This is a genomic window from Ruegeria sp. G12, from assembly GCF_056533565.1.
In genome coordinates, this window is the sequence record NZ_JBQFOO010000003.1 from 364,934 (window position 1) to 381,691 (window position 16,758).

Sequence of the window (16,758 nt, forward strand, 5' to 3'; positions counted from 1 at the left end):
GCAGATTACTTCTCTGAACACCGCATCCGGAAGTTGCCGTGGACATCCGCTTCGTCGAAGCGGCCAAGACCTCGTACCAGATCGCTCAGTTTGCTGTAGCCATAGCTGCGCGGGTCAAAGTCTGGGTAAATCTTACCCAATTGCCGTTCAACAAAGGCCAGCGTCGCCCACCCATCGGGGTCGTTTGTTGTGTTGACCACATTTCTAAGCAGTTGAAATGCATGATTTAGGCTCTGCTTTTCTTTGACATCTCCACCTTTAACGACGGTCAAGGCGGGTACCGGCGTCCGCTTTATGTTTTCGATGTAAATGAAGCGATTGCAGGCCGCGACCAGCGATTCCGGTGCCTTGCGCTCGCCAATTCCAAACACGTCGAGCCCTTGTTCGCGAATGCGGTTTGCCAGACGGGTAAAATCGCTGTCCGAGGACACCAGAACAAAACCGCTGAACCGTTCGGTATGCAGAATATCCATCGCATCAATAACCAGGGCAATGTCGCTAGAGTTCTTGCCCGTCGTATTGGCAAACTGCTGATGCGCGACAATGGCATATTTGGCCAGAGATTTGGCGTCCCATCCCTGCGGAGCGCCATTCGAGAAATCCCCGTAAATACGGCGCAGGCTGGCCTCGCCCAAGGTCGCAGCTTCTTCAAAAATTTCCGCCGCGTATTTTGCCGGCACATTGTCCGCGTCAATCAGAACCGCAAGGCGATCCGTAGTCTTTAAAGTCAATTCCGTCCCTCAACTATGAGTTTTATTCTTGAATAGGAATGTAACAACGAAAAGGGCGAGCAAAAGCCCGCCCACACAACTTATTTTAGATTTCTTAGTAAACGACGACCGACCGGATGCTCTCACCCTTATGCATCAGATCGAAGCCGTGGTTGATGTCGTCCAGACCCATGGTGTGGGTGATCATCGGGTCGATCTCGATCTTGCCTTCCATGTACCAGTCGACGATCTTGGGCACATCGGTCCGGCCCCGCGCGCCGCCGAATGCGGTGCCGCGCCACGACCGGCCGGTGACCAGCTGGAACGGACGGGTCGAGATTTCGGCCCCGGCAGGGGCCACGCCGATGATGATCGATTCACCCCAGCCCTTATGCGCCGATTCAAGCGCATCGCGCATCACGCCCACATTGCCGGTGGCGTCAAAGGTGTAATCCGCGCCGCCATTGGTCAGGTCGACCAGATAGGGGACCAGATCGCCCTCGACCTCTTTGGGGTTCACGAAATCGGTCATGCCGAACTTGGTTGCCATCTCGACCTTGGCGGGGTTCAGATCAACGCCAACAATCTGATCGGCCCCGGCCAAACGCAGGCCCTGAATGACGTTCAGACCGATACCGCCCAGACCGAACACGATGGCACGGCTGCCGATTTCCACCTTGGCGGTGTTGATGACGGCTCCGATACCGGTGGTCACGCCGCAGCCGATATAGCAGATCTTGTCGAAGGGCGCGTCCTCGCGCACCTTGGCCAGCGCAATCTCGGGCAGAACAGTGTGGTTCGAGAAGGTCGAGCAGCCCATGTAGTGCAGGATCGGATCGCCATCCAGCGTCGAAAACCGCGAGGTCCCGTCGGGCATCAGCCCCTGCCCTTGCGTGGTGCGGATCGCCTGACACAGGTTGGTCTTGGGGTGCAGACAGTATTCGCATTCACGACATTCCGGCGTGTAGAGCGGGATTACGTGATCGCCCGGCTTCAGGCTGGTCACGCCGGGGCCGACCTCGACCACCACGCCCGCGCCTTCGTGGCCCAGAATGGCGGGAAACAGGCCCTCGGGGTCGGCACCTGACAGGGTGAATTCGTCCGTATGGCAAATGCCGGTGGCCTTGATTTCCACCAGAACCTCACCCGCTTTGGGGCCTTCGAGGTTCACCTCCATCACTTCCAAAGGTTTGCCCGCCTGAACGGCGACGGCGGCACGGGTACGCATGATCACTCTCTCCCTGTCTGTTTTGCCCGACCCTGCGTCAATTGCAGGGCGTTTTCAACTGCGCTTTGGTGACAGCTTGGCTAAACATCTGATATTGCAGAAGCGACATTGCCGGAAAGAGGAACGCCAATGCACCGCTTTATTCCCGCGCTGGCCCTGCTGGCCGCCTGCGCCGAGACATCGCCACCGCCCGAAGACGCCCGCCTTGCGCCCGAAGCCGCCCCTGTTGATCTGGCCTTTTGCGAGGGCGAGCCCTTTGCCAGTTCCATCGGCCAGCCGGTGTCGACCATCCAAGGTCAACTGCCGGAACGGTCGCGCGTTCTGGGGCCCGATGGGATCGCCACGCAGGATTACCGGATCGACCGGCTGAACGTGTTCGTGGATGGCAGCGGCATCATTCAGCGGCTGACCTGCGGCTAGGCGTGGACTCGGGGGCCGATTCTCATTTAAGAACAAAATGAGAACATTTTGATGTCTGCCGATGCCCAAACGCCGAATATTGTCCCTGTGGTTCCCCCGTCTGGGGGCTGAACGGCTGATCCGCGCCGCGCGGGGCCTGCAGGATGGGCCTTTGGCCGTGGTGGCCGAGCAGGCGAATATGCAGGTCGTCACCTCGCTGAACGCCGAAGCTCAGGCTGCGGGGCTGCGCGTCGGTCAGCCGGTGCGCGACGCCCATGCCATGTGCGCGGCGCTTGTCACCCGCCATCGCAATGCCCCGGCCGAGGCCGCGTTCCTGACCGCTTTGCGCCGCTGGGTGGGCAAGTTCAGCCCCTGGGTCGCCGAAGAAGCGCCGGACGGGCTGATCATCGACCTGTCCGGCTGCGCGCATCTGTTCGGCGGGGAAGAGGCGCTGCTGGGCGTGATCGAAACCGACTGTGCCGATATGGGCCTGACCGTGCAGATGGGCATCGCCGACACGCTGGGGGCCGCCTGGGCGCTGGCCCGCTATGCGGGGCAAGAGGCCACATCCGACCGCAACGGCGATGCCATCAGCCAAGAGGCCCGCGCCACCCGTGCCCGCGCCACCAAGCGGCGGCACTGGACCAAGGGCGGGGCCGCGCCGCAGGTGATGGCTTTGGGCGGCGGTGCCCGGATCGCCGCGCCGGGGCAGTCTTATGGCGCGCTCAGCCCCTTGCCCATCGCGGCGCTGCGGCTTGAGGATCAGGTGATGACCCAACTGAACCGTCTGGGCCTGCGCCGGATTGGCGATCTGCTGGGCCAGCCGCGCGCGTCGCTGGCGCGGCGCTTCGGACGCGGGCTGGTGCTGCGGCTGGATCAGGCGATGGGCAGCGCGCCCGAGCCGGTCTCGCCCGCCCGCCCGCCGCATCACTTTGCGGTGCGGATGACGCTGCCCAACCCGATCGGTCTGGTCGAGGATGTGATGGCCGCCATCGACCGGGTGCTGCCGACACTCTGCGCAAAGCTCGAGGAAAAGAGCCGCGGCGTGCGGGTGTTGCGGCTTGAAGCGCACCGCGCCGATCAGGCGGCTGAGGTCATCGAGGTTGGTCTGGCCCGCCCGACCTATGACAAACATCGCATTCGCCCTTTGTTAGAGATGAAAGTCGACCAGATCGACGCGGGCTATGGCATCGACATGCTACGGCTTGAGGCGATCCAGACCGAGCCCATTCACGCGCGCACCATGACCGGCCATGCCGAGGCCCGTCGTGCCGTGCGCAACCGGTTAGAAGGCAACACCGCCGTTGAAGACCTGATCGGCAAGCTGGGCGCGCGGGTCGGGTTGGATGCGATCACGCGGCGACACCCCGCAGCCTCGCACATCCCCGAGAAAACCGCGCAGGTGCTGGCGGCGGCCTGGTCGGAACCGGCGCGGGACTGGCCTGCCCCGCCGCGTCCGCGCCCTTTGCAGATGTGGCAGCCCGAGCCGGTGATGGCCCCGGAAAGCCCGGATGTGCCCGGTGCTTTCCGCTGGCGCGGGCGCGACTGGCAACTGGCGCAGGCCACCGGGCCAGAGCGGATCGCGCCGGAATGGTGGCTGGACGATCCCAACTGGCGCAGCGGCGTGCGCGATTACTGGGTGGTGGTGACGGAACAGGGCGAGCGGCTGTGGCTGTTCTACGGCCATGGCGGCACGATGTCGGCGGGCTGGTTCTGTCAGGGACAGTTTTGCTGAATTAGCCTGATCAGGGTCTATTTTCCGCGATAGACCAGCCAATCCGGCAGGTAATCAATCACGCGGATCACCCAGGACAGCGGAGCCGGGAAATCGGTGCGGAAACGGCGGCGCGACATGGCTTTGACCACGCGGTCCGCTGCATCCTCGGGCGTCATCAGCATCGGCATCTTGAAATTGTTCTTCGCAGTCAGGCGGGTCTTGATGAAACCGGGATTGACGATCCGCACGGTCACGCCGGTGCCTGCCAGATCATGCCGCATGGTCTCGGCCAGCGACACCAGCGCCGCCTTGCTGGCCCCGTATCCGACCGCTGCAGGCAAGCCGTGATAGCCCGACAGCGATCCGACCAGGGTGATATCCCCCCGCCCCTCGCGGATAAAACCGGGCACGGTCTCACCCAGAACCCGCAGCGCGCCTGTGTAATTTACATCGGTCATGGCAAGAACGGCCTGCGTGTCCCACTCTGCTGTCCGCATCGGCTCATAGGCTCCGGCGTTATAGACCAGCCCATCGACCGCGCCGGCCTCGGCCACGGCACGGCACACAGCTTCGGTATCGGTGACGTCAAAAGGAACGGCGCGGGCGTCGGGCAAGGCGGCGCACAGCTCGGCCAGCCGCTCGGCATTGCGGGCCGACAGGATCAGACGCGCGCCCTGACGGCTGAGCGCCTGCGCCAAAGCGCGGCCAAGCCCTTCGCTGGCCCCGATGATCCAATAGGTTTTTCCGTCAAAGCTGCTCATGATCCGACCGTTTCAATCTTGTTTCGTGTTTTACGGCCCCGCCATTGCGTTGGATCACGCCCCTGAAGGATGTGACGCGAAGTCACAATATAGTGCATGATCGAAAAACTTCTAATCCGATTGATCCACCCCCGCCTATCCTGCGTATCTTATTGTAAAATGTCACATAACGAGGCTGGAATGTTTGACGAAACCCGGGGCGTACGGAAGAAAATCGCAGTAGTAGGTGCAGGCATTTCGGGTCTCTCCGCCGCGTATTACCTTTCAGAAAATCACGATATCACATTGTTCGAGGCTGAGCCCCGGTTGGGCGGCCATGCCCGGACCGTGATGGCGGGCAAGAACGGGGATCAGCCGGTCGATACCGGGTTCATCGTGTTCAACTATGCCACCTACCCCTATCTGACCAAGCTGTTCGACGAACTGAACGTGCCCGTGATCAAGTCCGAGATGAGCTTTGGCGCCACCATCGACAATGGCCGCATCGAATATGGTCTGAACAACCTGCGCACGCTGACCGCGCAAAAGCGCAATCTGGCACGTCCCGCATATTACAAAATGATCGCCGACATCCTGCGGTTTTCGAAGGAAGCCCCGGATGCCGCCCGCGATGACGACACCACGATCGGAGAATTGGTCGATCAGATGCGCCTCGGCCACTGGTTCCGCCACAATTACCTGATGCCCATGTGCGGCGCGATCTGGTCCACTCCGGTTGAGTTCGTGGATCAGTTCCCGGCGCGCTCGTTGGTACAGTTCTTCCGCAACCATGCTTTGCTGGCCTCGGGCCGCGCCAAACAGCATCAATGGTGGACGGTCAAGGGCGGCAGCATCGAATATGTCCGCCGCATCGACGCCGCCCTGCGGGCCCGGGGCTGCGAGATCCGCCTTGGTGCACCGGTCGATCATATGCGCCGGGACGACGCAGGCGTAACACTCCACAGCCAGGGTCAAGCCGATCTGTTTGATGAGGTCATTCTGGCCACCCATTCCGATCAGTCCCTCGCCATTCTGGGTGAGTCTGCGACCCCTGCCGAAAAAGCCGCCCTGGGCGCGATCCGGTATCAGCCCAACTCTGCCATCCTGCATTGCGACCCGCGCCAGATGCCCCGGCGTCGCGCCTGCTGGTCCAGTTGGACCTATCGCTCGCAAGCCGGGAATGTGGGCGTGACCTATTGGATGAACCGGCTTCAGAACATTCCGGACAGCGATCCGCTGTTCGTGACGCTGAACGCGTCGTCAGAAATTCCCGTGGACAAAATCTATGATCAGGTCGAATTCGCCCATCCGGTGTTCGACAAGGCTGCCCTGAAAGCACAAGGGCAAATCCGCGAGATGCAGGGACAGAACCGAACATGGTTTGCCGGGGCGTATAACCGGCATGGATTTCACGAAGACGGGATTGCCAGCGCGATGCATGTCGTTGACCGGATCAAAGGCACCCCGCACACCATCGGAGCTGACAATGGCATTCCTGCAAAAGACCCGGCCATCCCGGCCGCGGCAGATATCTGAAATCCTGCGCAGCGCGCTGCTGTCAGCCGCGCTGCTGGTCCCGGTTGAATTGGCGGCCTCGTCAGGCCTGAACGCGCTGGACGATTCCCAGTTGCGCGGCACGGCCACCTTCCGGTATCTGGGCCTGCCCCTTTACGACGCGCAGCTGTTCACCCCCGGCGGTGCGCCGTTCAACTGGTCCGAGGATTTCGGGCTGGAACTGAAATACCGCCGCAAGGTGACGCAAAAAGCACTGATCAATTCGACACTGGACGAGATGGAGCGCATCGGCCTTGCCGCCCCGGTGCGCGATCAGCTTCAGACCTGTTTCAAACCCGTCAAGAAAGGCGACCGGTATCTGGCTGTCTCGGACGGGCCTGACACTGTTTCCTTCTGGCTGAACGGGCGCAAGACCTGCACGATGTCCTATCCGGGCATCAAACGCAGTTTCATGTCTGTGTTTCTGGGGGACAGGACCCGGTCCGCCGCCTTTACGCAGAAACTGCGCGGGCAATGATGCTGTACCCGCGAGTCAGCCTCTATGCGCTGATGCTCGCTGCGGCGGGTATTCCGCTTTATATCCACCTGCCGCGGTTTGCGGCGGTGAATCTGGGCATCGGCCTGGGCGTGATCGGGACCGTTTTGCTGGTGATCCGGCTGGTGGACCTGGTGCAGGACCCGGCGATTGGCTGGGCGATTGACCGCTGGCCTGGCGGGCAGGCCATGTTCGCAGCACTAGCGGCCATCGGTCTGGCCATTGGGTTCCCTTTGCTGTTTTCCCTGCCCCAAGGCGCAAGCGTCGCGGCGCTGGTTGCCATTCTGGTGCTGCTGTTTTCGGCCTATAGCCTCGGGACCATCCTGCTGTATGGCCGCAGCGCCACGCTGGCGAAACGCCCGGACCCGAAAGAGCTGATGACGCTGGCCGCCTATCGCGAGGGCGGGCAACTGACCGGTGTGATCATCGCCGCCAGCGCCCCCGCCCTGTTCGTGGCCTTTGGCGCGCAAGCGCAGGGCTATCCGGCCTTTGGGCTGTTTCTGGGCCTGCTCGCCGTTCTGACGCTGGTCCTGACCCGGCCGATCTGGCAGCGCACACCGATCACCGGGCAGGGCCTGACCTATGCCGAATTGGGTCAGGCCGGGGCGCTGCGCCTGCTGGCGCTGGCGCTGGTCAACAGCCTGCCGGTGGCGATCACCTCGACCCTGTTCCTGTTCTTCGTCGAAGACCGGCTGCAACTGCCCGGCAAAGCCGGACCTTTGCTGATCCTGTTCTTCCTCAGCGCCGGAGCCAGCGTACCGCTCTGGGCGCGGCTGAGCAACCGGATTGGCCCGAAACAGACCCTGATCATCGCCATGCCGCTGTCGATTGCGGGCTTTATCGGCGCGGCCACCCTGTCTGCCGGGAACCTTACAGGCTTCGCGGTGATCTGCCTTGCATCCGGGGCCGCACTTGGGGCGGATATGGTGGTTCTGCCCGCCATGTTCTCGGTGGTGCTGACGCGCGCAGGGCTGAACGCCTCGGCCGCGTTCGGCATCTGGTCTTTTGCAGGCAAGCTGGGCCTTGCGCTGGCTGCCTTTTTCACCCTGCCGCTGCTGGAACGCAGCGGCTTCACACCCGGTCAAACCAATTCCGCGCAAGCGCTAGAAACACTCAATCTGGCCTACGCGGTGCTGCCTTGCATCCTGAAACTGGGGGCGTTCGGGCTGGTTTTGACCCTGCCGACAGAGGTCACACGCACATGAACACCATCGTCCTTCTTCTGCTCGCCGTCCTTGCTGCCCTCATCGCCCGAAGCCGCCTGCTGAGCTTTCGCGCCCAGTCGCCGTCGGATTACACCGGCACCGGGCCGGAGTTTTCGCTCAGCACTCACCTGAACGGGGATATCCTGTCCGAGGGGCTGATCTATGGCCCCAATGGCAAGGTATCGAACAGCTTCGTGGCCCGCATGGTGGGCGAATGGGACGGCAACACAGGCACGCTGGCCGAGTATTTCACCTATTCCAACGGCAAGCAGATGACCCGCAAATGGTACCTGACCATGGGAACCGGCAACACGTTCATCGCCACTGCAGAGGATATCGTGGGCGAAGGCAGGGGCACGATTTCGGGCTCTACCGTCAAGCTGACCTACCGGATCATCCTGCCCAAGGATGCGGGCGGGCATACGCTGGATGTCACCGACTGGATGTACCTGACCGAAAACGGTGCGATCATGAACCGGTCCGAGATGCGGAAATTCGGCATCAAAGTGGCCGAACTGATCGCAACCATGCGCCCGGCCCCCGCCCCCAAAACGGCCCATCTGAACGGCGCAAACGGCTATGATGCCACCGCCGAGCAAAGACCGCTGCAATGAAAGCGCCCAGGTTCCTGATTGCCGCCGCAGCCATCGCGGGCCTTGCCCTTCTGGCGGCCTGTTCCGCCAAGCCGAAGGTGCCACAGACCTTTCTGTCCGACCGGCAACTGAACCTTGAAGAGTTCTTTGAGGGCCAAACCGTCGCCTACGGCCAGTTTCAGGACATCCTCGGCAATGTCCCGCGCCGCTTCACCGTCGAGATCGACGGCACCTGGGACGGCGAAACCCTGACGCTGGTCGAGGATTTCGTGTATGACGACGGCGCAACCGAACAGCGCATCTGGACGCTGACCAAAACCGGCGAGGATACCTGGACCGGCACCGCCCCCGGCGTTCTGGGCACGGCCACAGGGATCGAGCGTGGCGATACCTTCAACTGGACCTACAAGATCGACCTGCCAATCAAAGACGGCACCATGCGGGTGAATTTCGACGACTGGATGTGGCTGCTGTCCGACGACCGCCTGCTGAACCGCGCCTATGTCTCGCGCTATGGCATCCGTCTGGGTGAGGTCATTCTGTTCTTCGAAAAGAAATAGCGATCCGCCCTGGGCCGCCGATCCCGGTTACCGAAACACAAACTCGTCAATCGCCAAGGGCGGAGCATCGCCGGCCCCTGCAGCCGTGCTGGCCTCTGGCGTATCAACCGGATCGGACTGCCTTGGAAGCCCCAGACGCGCGCGCTCAAGCTCTGCCCACAGGAAAAAAAGACCGTCCCGCTTCCCTTTAAGGGGTTCGGGCACCGCTATCCGCACGACGCGCGGCGATCTTTTCAGGTTTGGCTCGATCTTCGCCTCCGGCGTTTTTGCTCTTTTTTTGGCATCCTATCAAACCCGCCGGGCGTAAACAAATTGATTGCGCCTTATGTTACTCGCCTTGCAATTGATTTGATTGCACTTTTCGTGCGCGCCGCACCGGCAGGTCGTTCTGTTTTTCGTCCAGCACGCTGCGAAACAGGGTCGTGAGTTCCGTTCTGCAAACCACCGGACGTTCGTCTGCAAGCTTGGGCTCACCCTGCGCCATTGGGCGGTCCGCTTTCGCGCCGTCAAAGCGTTTCAGGAATGATTTGATTTGCATCGTCATAGTCCTTCAACGTCAGAGTTAAGATTTTTGCCGCTGCGGACCCGATCCGAACCCGTGGTAAAGGGCTCGAGGATCAGTAAACCCGTGAGTGGTAATCCGCAGCGACAGCGCTCATTTAGGAGATGGTTCCGCGAGCGTTAGGGGGAAGAAAACCATAAAAAACGTCACATTTGACCGGGCAGTAAAAATTTCCGAGTTTATTCGGCACCCTACGGATCAGCTTTAAAGTGTGGGCGGTTTTTGGCGACGTGGCGTCACAACAAAAACGCCTGCCGAGGCACAGCCGATTTTTGCGGCCGACCGGGCCTGTACCTTGCGAATCCCCTTAACAAACGCTGAAAACCACTCGACCGGGATCTGCGCTATGCCCACACAGCAGCGCTGCTGTCCGAACAAGTCTTAATGTCTAGGAAGTGCCCCTTTCATCTCCGAACCCCACATTCCCGTCACAGCTTGTGCACGTAACGAACGGAGGTCCTGAGATGTCTTATGCAAACACCGGCGCCGGCAGCTTCTTCAAAGGTCTGTTCTCAACGTCGCCAGAAAAACGGGAGCGACGCAAGCATCGGGCCGAGCAGCGCAGGAAGAAAAGAGAAGCTGACCTTAAATCCGCAAAAGCCCTTCGGGATACCGGTTACTTCGACGACCACCTGCCCGATGCCGTGTTCTATCGCCACTATTATTTCTGAAGCACAGCCACCCGGCGCAAGAAAACCTTTCCAGACAAAAACGGGGCGCGCCACCACAAGCGCGCCCCAGTCACAGGGAGGATAATGAAATTCCGCGCCCAACAAACCAAACACGGGCGCAAACTAGTTAACAATTGCCACTCTGCCATGCTTTCGCACACGGTTCAGTGATGCGGATCACATAACTCACAAAAAACATACGGCGTTTTCCTTCGCGCCTGAACGCAAGCCGACTTTCACGCCTCCATCCTAGGGCCGTAACACGCCGATCTGGCCGCGCGTCTGGCTGTAAAAAACACACTCTGCTACGGGAATCCCCCAATTTCGCGCACCTGAATTGCCAGGTAGAGTTCAGATAACGGACCACTCAACTCAATCCGTTGCAACATGATAAGGGGCTGACAAACCTACCCCCTCACTCTCGTCAGCCCCTCACATCATCCACCGATTTTATTGGAACACTGTTGACGGTCTGGATTATCCACCCTCCGTTACAAACGCACGTTGCCCCGGGGACTATCAGTGCGACTTGTCAGGGCTTGCCTGCTCGCAGTTGGTCGCGCCACCAACAATAACCTGCCACGCGCCTGAATTTGCTAGGTGTAAGCCGCACGGAACCCGCAGTCTCCGTAGTCATGACGCAGTTCGAAGACAGGGATGGAAACGTGAACGAAGAAAAAATCTACCGTCTTCGCGCTTGTTAACTGGGGGCCGGGTCGATTTGCAAAAGTTGGCCGGGACGGAGGTGAAAGCAGTGTTGAGTTTGAAGCGAGACTAGACTGCTTCAAGCAATTCACCTGGGAGCAGGCAAGAGATCAACAGGGTTTGCAGAAATGGGTTAGATAAATGGCACCCAGTTCTATTGCTGGTTTCGCGCGGTCTTGAGTTGCATCACAACCTCCAAACACACTGTCTTTCCGCGCGCGCTGACAATTTTGGGGTTCAAACAGAAATCCAACGAATACCCTGCGATTACCACAGCGTCTCAGGCTTCGGCGATCATGGTTCCCCAACTGGAAAAACCACTGTCGGTCTCACAGATAATCGTTTCGGAACCAGTCACGGCATCGGTTCCGAAGTGGCAGTTCGCGAATGCCGGGGTGCTCAAGTAGGCTAAATTCAGGGCAACAAGACCCAAAGCAGCAATGTATTTCATGGTACTCACTCCTATTAGGTGAGCCTTATTTGGTTATGGATGCTAGCTGAGAAAATTGCGTGGGAATTAAGGTTACTTAATCCAGAAACTACATCTGCCGAGGAGGTGCCCCATAGTCCTGTGCCGGATCAGCGCCGCCCTGAATGCTCGTAGGTCAATCACCCGGATTCAACTTCATCACGCTCAGTGATTTTGTTCACTGAATCCAGCAAAGCCAATACCTACAACGATCCCCGCAATGTAGTTCCAACGAGGAAAAAGAAATGTCTGATGGGTCCGACAAGAAAGTCGAAGAGGCAAAAAAGAAAGTGCAAGCTGAGTTGCTTGCTTACCATAAATCACAAGCCGAACTGGAAAAGGCCAACAAGGAACTGAACAAGGTCGAGAAAGAACTCAAGAGCAGCGACGTGTCGAAGCTGCAGGCTGCGATGAACAAAATGGAGAGGATGAGCAAACAGATTGTTGCCCTCCAAAAGAAAGCGGCAGAAAAAAAGAAGAAAGTAACTGACGCCATGAAATCGCTCACCAAAACACTAAAGGGTAAATGAACCAGAGAAGGTTTAGGTACTCTCAAGTTCCCAGCCGGCGCTGGGTGCGGCCCCGCCAACGCGGGGCTTTTACTATTTGGGCGGGTCAAAGAAATGCTGATGAAGCATCTCGCCAATGCGACTAATGCAAAATGTCCCCCATGCGTCCCCAAGAACACGCTCGGGAGGCGACACCATCGATGCAAAACGGGCCCGACACAGGCAAACTTGCTACATCTAAGGATAAAAAGTGGTGAGCCGTGCAGGATTCGAACCTGCGACCCACTGATTAAAAGTCAGTTCTATAGATTTATATGATTTCTTAGGGTTGGTTTGCTTCATTATATAAAACAATAGTTTATGCTGATTTTCAAACGATAATCAGTTGGTTGATAGTTTGCCTTTCTCTGTGTAAGCGTTGTTGTGCGTTTGAAAAAGCGTTTGAAAATTAGCGTGTGGAGACCGAAGCATGACGACGGCGATCAACTTCGACAGTGTGCCTCAGGTACGCAAAGCAGCAGCCAATGCGCCCAGCGCAGGAACGGCTTGGTTTTCGCACGATGGCGACAAATACCCGTGCCTCTACCTTGGCGTCGGTAAGCGTGGCGCGACTTGGTATTTCAAGGGTCGATTAAACGGCAAGTCGCAACAAAAGTCTCTCAAGGCGACCTTCCCTCAAACATCAGCAGCGCAAGCAAAACAAAAGATCGAGGCGCTCACCAAACATCATAGCAACGAGGCGAACGCGGATATCCGCACCGTACGAGACGCTTGGTTGCATCACTGCAAGTCTTCCAAATCGGACGGGCGTATGAGCGGTAAGAACGAGATCGACATGACCTCGAAACTTGAACGCTGGGCCTCGGACATTCTCGACTGCGCGCCTACCGATGTTTCGACCGTGATGGTCCAGAACGCAATCAACGCTATCGACACAGGCCGCGGCAACAACTCGGCTGCAACCAAGCGTCATGTTCGCGCGGCATTATCAGCGGCTTTCCGTCGTCTCGGCGGAGAGAACCCAGTACGCAATGTTACCGTGCCGAAGGCAAACGAAAGCAACGCGCTTTGGTATGACCTTTGTGACACGAACCGCGATCTCGATCCCGAGGACCTATCCACCGTTTGGCAAGCGATCATGGCGAAGCGTGAGCAAAACGTAATCATGGGTACAGCTTGGATCGTGATGCTTTTCACGGGCATCCGTACAAGCAACATCTGCTCGCTGCGCTGGGAACGCGATGACGAGCATGGTTGGGTTGATCTACAGCGGAAGACGATCACGTTCCCTAAGCTGAAGTCAGGTGCGAAAAACCGAGAAATCCCAATTTGCGATACCGTCGCAAACGCACTGCTGGCAATCCGTGCAGGCGGCTCGGAATGGGTGTTCCCGGCGTCGTCTAAAACCGGCTACCTCGGCGGCGGTGATGGTCTTGACCGCCTTAGGGCCGAGATCGATGGTAGGATGGTCGACGTTATCAAGCCGCACGATACTCGTCGCTTCTTTCAAGAAGCTGCGAACGAGGCATTGCTGCCAGAACACGTCATGTGGTTCTTGCGCGGGGACACGAAGGGCGATGGTTCGATGCTCGCGAAGTACACAAAGCGTGTGGGCAAATCGGCTCCTGCGATGTTGGAAAGCGTCATGTTCGAACGAATTAAGGTAGAACCTTCTTTCGCCCATTGAACGAACTCGGGTGGCACACTACGTTGAAGTCGCCCAATGCCCGTCGCGAGACGCGCGCACTATTCAGGTGGGGCACAGAAATGCCTGCTCTGCGCCGCGCTGGAAGTGAGAGCAACGTAAAGGTCCCGCCCCAGCGTTTAGCAACTGAGGGTCCGTCTGTCTGAAAAAGACAATGACGAAAGGTTGCTCAACCATGTCAGACGACCGTATTTGCGCGCTCGAGTCGCGCCTAAACGAACTCGAAACCAAACTCTCGCTTCCGCACTGCATGACCACTCGCCAAGTGTGCGAGTTTGTCGGCATTTCAGAAGTTCAGTTCTATGAATGGAAGAAGCAAGGCGACGTGCCCCCGGCCATGTACTGGTCGGCACGTACCGTACGCTATGATCGGGAAGATGTAATGGCGTGGGCGAAAGCTCACAAAGTTGGAGGGGCAGGATGACCCACCCCTCCAGAGTTTTCTCACACGAGCCAAAAGAGCAGGCGTTGCCCACAGCGGCATCATACGTCGTGCGTCAGTGTGACTAAAACCGGAGATGTGGGTCCCTGAGTAGATCATGGACCAAACATTTATCGAACTCTTCCAAGGCAATCAGGAACGTTTCCTGACCTACACAACCACCGGGCGGAAACGCGACGACGGCAAGTTGGTCGCGAAGTATCGCACGGTGTCTACACCCGTAACAGACGACGTCTGGAAAAAGCACCTCAACGGCAAGCAATCGCTAGGCCTGTCGCCCTTGCGCGACGGCAAAGTAAAATGGGGCGCTGTGGACGTCGATTATTACCCCCTCGAACTGTCAGACGACGACCTCGTGGGCCTATTGCGCAACTGGGGCGACCCGTGCGTTATCAGTCGTTCCAAATCAGGCGGTATCCATATCATCGCCTTTGCCGACGATTGGGTGGACGCGGACACGATGCGGCAATATCTGACGGCGAAACGGGATGCCATTTTTGAGGGTGAATTGCTCGACGCCGCGCAAGAGATTTTCCCAAAGCAAGATGACGGCGACGGGTCGCAAATGAACCTGCCAAGCTTTGGAGAAGAACGCGCGCCGCTCGCCTACAGTTATGACGGCACGGCATGTATCGGATGCAATTGGGACGAGGTTGGGCGCGTATCGGAAGGTGACATGGCAAAGACGATCCTCGCCGCCATGACACCGAAACCGAAGAAGCGTGGACGCCCCACACGCGAGCGCAAATCATCGGGCGGGTTCAAACGCCCGACCAGCGGCAAAGGTATGGAGGGGCGCAATTCGTTCCTTTACTCCTGCGGCGCGTCAGCACGCGAACGGGGCGCGGACGACGACCAAGTCGAAGAGATCATTCGCGCAGTCAACGAGGAGTTCGCGGATGAGTCATCGGAATTCGGGCACAAGGGTCCTATCACCGACGAACGCCGCCTGACCACGATTATCCAGCAGGTCAAAAAGCTCGAACGCGGATCGGTGTTGGACATCGCCTATGACGCGGTCGAACAAATGAACCGCGACTGGGCAATTGTCGTGATCAACGGCAAGTTGGAGTTCATGCAATATTCCACGGGCATGTGCTTCCCGCGCGGCGACTTCATGACCTACGCCCAAAAGTTCACAACCATGGTCAACGGCAAACGAACGCCCATCGCGCCGCTCTGGATCGCCGATCCTGACCGCGCAGAATATTTAGGCCTCGTGATCGAACAGCCTGAATATGACGGACCAGGGTTCAACCTGTTTGAAGGTTGGGCGGTCGAACCAAGACACGGCGACGTCTCAATGTGGGTGGATTACGTCGAACGCATCCTTGCCCGTGGCGACAAAGAATTGGCGCGCTGGATCATGTCTTGGGTTGCGGATGGTGTTCAACGACCTTGGTCATTGCATCCCGGCACAGCTCTCGCGCTGCGCGGGCGTCAAGGCGGCGGCAAGTCGTTCTTGGGAAAGATGATCGCTAAACTGCTTAAACCGACACAGGCGCAGGAAATCGCGGACTCTGGGCGCATGTTCCAGCAGTTTAATCGGTCAATGTACGGCGCGACCTTTGTCCTTGCGGAAGAGTCGATCTTCACGGGCGACAAGCGGCAGGCGAACCAGCTAAAGGTTTTCATCACTTCGAACGTTTGGACGTATGAACAAAAACACCTCGCGTCCTTCGAGGGCAAGAATGTTCACCGCCTGATCGCCACAACCAATGACGAGCACGCGGTTCATTTGGAAGATGATGACCGCCGCTGGACTGTTATTGAGGTTGAACCGATGTTTGACGACATGACGACCGACGAGGCCCGCGCGGCATGGCAACCTTATTATGATTTGGACCCCGCCGCTGTCCTTGCATACTTGCTCGAGTATGAGGTGGATCATGACTTCATCGCGCGGCCATTCATCACGCAAGCAAAGCGGGAGGATAAAGTGTCGTCTGACCCTGTGTTGGAGGTGTTGCACAATATCGCCATGTCAGGCGTCGTTCCGGACAACTCGCGGGATAATGGGATCATTGCCTCTGGTGTGCTTCATCGGGAGGCGCGCAAACTTGGCGCGTCACCTTATGATAAACCCATTGCACTCGCGAAACGGGCACGCAAACTTTTAGGCATCACGGGTTCCGTTCGCAACGCGAAGCATATTACCGATCTTGTGCGCACGGTCGACGGTGATGGGTACCCGATGATCCACCCAGTCTATGACAACGCAGGACAGGCGCGTGGGTTCGATTTGGGACCGCTGCCCGAGTTTCGGGAAAAGATGTCGCGCATCACGGGCGAGACGTACCCAGACGGGGATTGGGAGCCTTATGCAGTGCCGCAACCGAACGCGGATAGCGAACCACCAGCGACTGCCGAGGACATTGAACGTATGGTCGCCGAGAGGGAGACACGAAAATATGGGGGTGAGGCACCTTTCTGAGTATGTCGGTATGTCGGATGTCGCTGAGAAAAACTTTGTTTAGCGAGTTAATTCGACGG

General features: G+C 58.6%; 17 protein-coding genes. 12 read left to right on the plus strand and 5 right to left on the minus strand.

The genetic code is table 11. The features are described 5' to 3' along the window. Positions 1-5: 5 nt before the first annotated feature. Both ACR0JN_RS09520 and ACR0JN_RS09525 read right to left on the minus strand, forming a co-directional pair. Positions 6-731, minus strand: coding sequence for an NYN domain-containing protein (locus tag ACR0JN_RS09520; RefSeq protein WP_480885314.1), 726 nt, complete (start codon positions 729-731; stop codon positions 6-8). 94 nt (positions 732-825) lie between these two features. Next, the gene (locus tag ACR0JN_RS09525; RefSeq protein ID WP_480885315.1) at positions 826-1,938 is read right to left on the minus strand and encodes an S-(hydroxymethyl)glutathione dehydrogenase/class III alcohol dehydrogenase; all 1,113 of its coding nucleotides are present in this window, start codon (positions 1,936-1,938) and stop codon (positions 826-828) included. Between the two features lie 129 nt (positions 1,939-2,067). On the opposite strand from ACR0JN_RS09525, the gene ACR0JN_RS09530 reads away from it, so the two are divergent. Together ACR0JN_RS09530 and ACR0JN_RS09535 are read left to right on the plus strand one after the other, a co-directional pair. Next, positions 2,068-2,358, plus strand: coding sequence for an I78 family peptidase inhibitor (locus ACR0JN_RS09530; RefSeq protein WP_480885316.1), 291 nt, complete (start codon positions 2,068-2,070; stop codon positions 2,356-2,358). Between the two features lie 61 nt (positions 2,359-2,419). Next, positions 2,420-4,072 carry a DUF6504 family protein gene (locus tag ACR0JN_RS09535; protein WP_480885317.1) on the plus strand — a complete coding sequence of 551 codons (1,653 nt, stop codon included), beginning with the start codon at positions 2,420-2,422 and terminating at the stop codon, positions 4,070-4,072. Positions 4,073-4,089: 17 nt separating this feature from the next. Here the strand turns inward: ACR0JN_RS09535 and ACR0JN_RS09540 are convergent, their stop codons facing one another. Beyond that, positions 4,090-4,815, minus strand: a complete 726-nt coding sequence (locus ACR0JN_RS09540) for an SDR family NAD(P)-dependent oxidoreductase (RefSeq protein ID WP_480885318.1) — start codon at positions 4,813-4,815, stop codon at positions 4,090-4,092. Between the two features lie 180 nt (positions 4,816-4,995). On the opposite strand from ACR0JN_RS09540, the gene ACR0JN_RS09545 reads away from it, so the two are divergent. The 5 genes from ACR0JN_RS09545 to ACR0JN_RS09565 are packed head-to-tail and all read left to right on the plus strand — an operon-like array spanning position 4,996 to position 9,202. Further along, positions 4,996-6,330: an NAD(P)/FAD-dependent oxidoreductase gene (locus ACR0JN_RS09545; protein ID WP_480885319.1), complete on the plus strand. Its 1,335-nt coding sequence runs from the start codon at positions 4,996-4,998 to the stop codon at positions 6,328-6,330. Continuing rightward, entirely contained in the window at positions 6,281-6,826 is a 546-nt protein-coding gene (locus tag ACR0JN_RS09550) for a chalcone isomerase family protein (protein WP_480885320.1), read from the plus strand. Before ACR0JN_RS09545 ends, ACR0JN_RS09550 begins: the two co-directional genes overlap by 50 nt. Further along, positions 6,826-8,049 carry an MFS transporter gene (locus tag ACR0JN_RS09555; protein WP_480815595.1) on the plus strand — a complete coding sequence of 408 codons (1,224 nt, stop codon included), beginning with the start codon at positions 6,826-6,828 and terminating at the stop codon, positions 8,047-8,049. The genes ACR0JN_RS09550 and ACR0JN_RS09555 overlap by 1 nt, the downstream gene beginning before the upstream one ends. Next, entirely contained in the window at positions 8,046-8,663 is a 618-nt protein-coding gene (locus ACR0JN_RS09560) for a DUF3833 domain-containing protein (protein WP_480815594.1), read from the plus strand. The genes ACR0JN_RS09555 and ACR0JN_RS09560 overlap by 4 nt, the downstream gene beginning before the upstream one ends. Continuing rightward, positions 8,660-9,202, plus strand: a complete 543-nt coding sequence (locus ACR0JN_RS09565) for a DUF3833 domain-containing protein (protein WP_480815593.1) — start codon at positions 8,660-8,662, stop codon at positions 9,200-9,202. Before ACR0JN_RS09560 ends, ACR0JN_RS09565 begins: the two co-directional genes overlap by 4 nt. 328 nt (positions 9,203-9,530) lie before the next feature. Here the strand turns inward: ACR0JN_RS09565 and ACR0JN_RS09570 are convergent, their stop codons facing one another. Then, positions 9,531-9,740, minus strand: a complete 210-nt coding sequence (locus ACR0JN_RS09570) for a hypothetical protein (protein ID WP_480885321.1) — start codon at positions 9,738-9,740, stop codon at positions 9,531-9,533. A gap of 488 nt (positions 9,741-10,228) precedes the next feature. Between ACR0JN_RS09570 and ACR0JN_RS09575 the strand changes: the two genes are divergently transcribed. Next, on the plus strand, positions 10,229-10,435 hold the full coding sequence (locus ACR0JN_RS09575; RefSeq protein WP_480815591.1) for a hypothetical protein: 207 nt from the start codon (positions 10,229-10,231) through the stop codon (positions 10,433-10,435). 985 nt (positions 10,436-11,420) lie between these two features. On the opposite strand, the gene ACR0JN_RS09580 is transcribed toward ACR0JN_RS09575, so the two are convergent. Further along, positions 11,421-11,591: a hypothetical protein gene (locus tag ACR0JN_RS09580; protein ID WP_480815590.1), complete on the minus strand. Its 171-nt coding sequence runs from the start codon at positions 11,589-11,591 to the stop codon at positions 11,421-11,423. A gap of 263 nt (positions 11,592-11,854) precedes the next feature. Here ACR0JN_RS09580 and ACR0JN_RS09585 point away from each other — a divergent pair, with 263 nt between their 5' ends. From ACR0JN_RS09585 to ACR0JN_RS09600, 4 genes are all read left to right on the plus strand, one after another. After that, positions 11,855-12,139 (plus strand): hypothetical protein, encoded by a 285-nt coding sequence (locus ACR0JN_RS09585; protein ID WP_480815589.1) that lies wholly within the window; start codon positions 11,855-11,857, stop codon positions 12,137-12,139. Positions 12,140-12,587: 448 nt separating this feature from the next. Then, positions 12,588-13,805 carry a hypothetical protein gene (locus ACR0JN_RS09590; protein WP_480885322.1) on the plus strand — a complete coding sequence of 406 codons (1,218 nt, stop codon included), beginning with the start codon at positions 12,588-12,590 and terminating at the stop codon, positions 13,803-13,805. A 268-nt stretch (positions 13,806-14,073) separates the two neighbouring features. Then, on the plus strand, positions 14,074-14,247 hold the full coding sequence (locus ACR0JN_RS09595) for a helix-turn-helix transcriptional regulator (RefSeq protein ID WP_480885497.1): 174 nt from the start codon (positions 14,074-14,076) through the stop codon (positions 14,245-14,247). Positions 14,248-14,362: 115 nt separating this feature from the next. After that, on the plus strand, positions 14,363-16,699 hold the full coding sequence (locus tag ACR0JN_RS09600) for a DUF5906 domain-containing protein (RefSeq protein WP_480885323.1): 2,337 nt from the start codon (positions 14,363-14,365) through the stop codon (positions 16,697-16,699). Positions 16,700-16,758 lie beyond the last annotated feature (59 nt).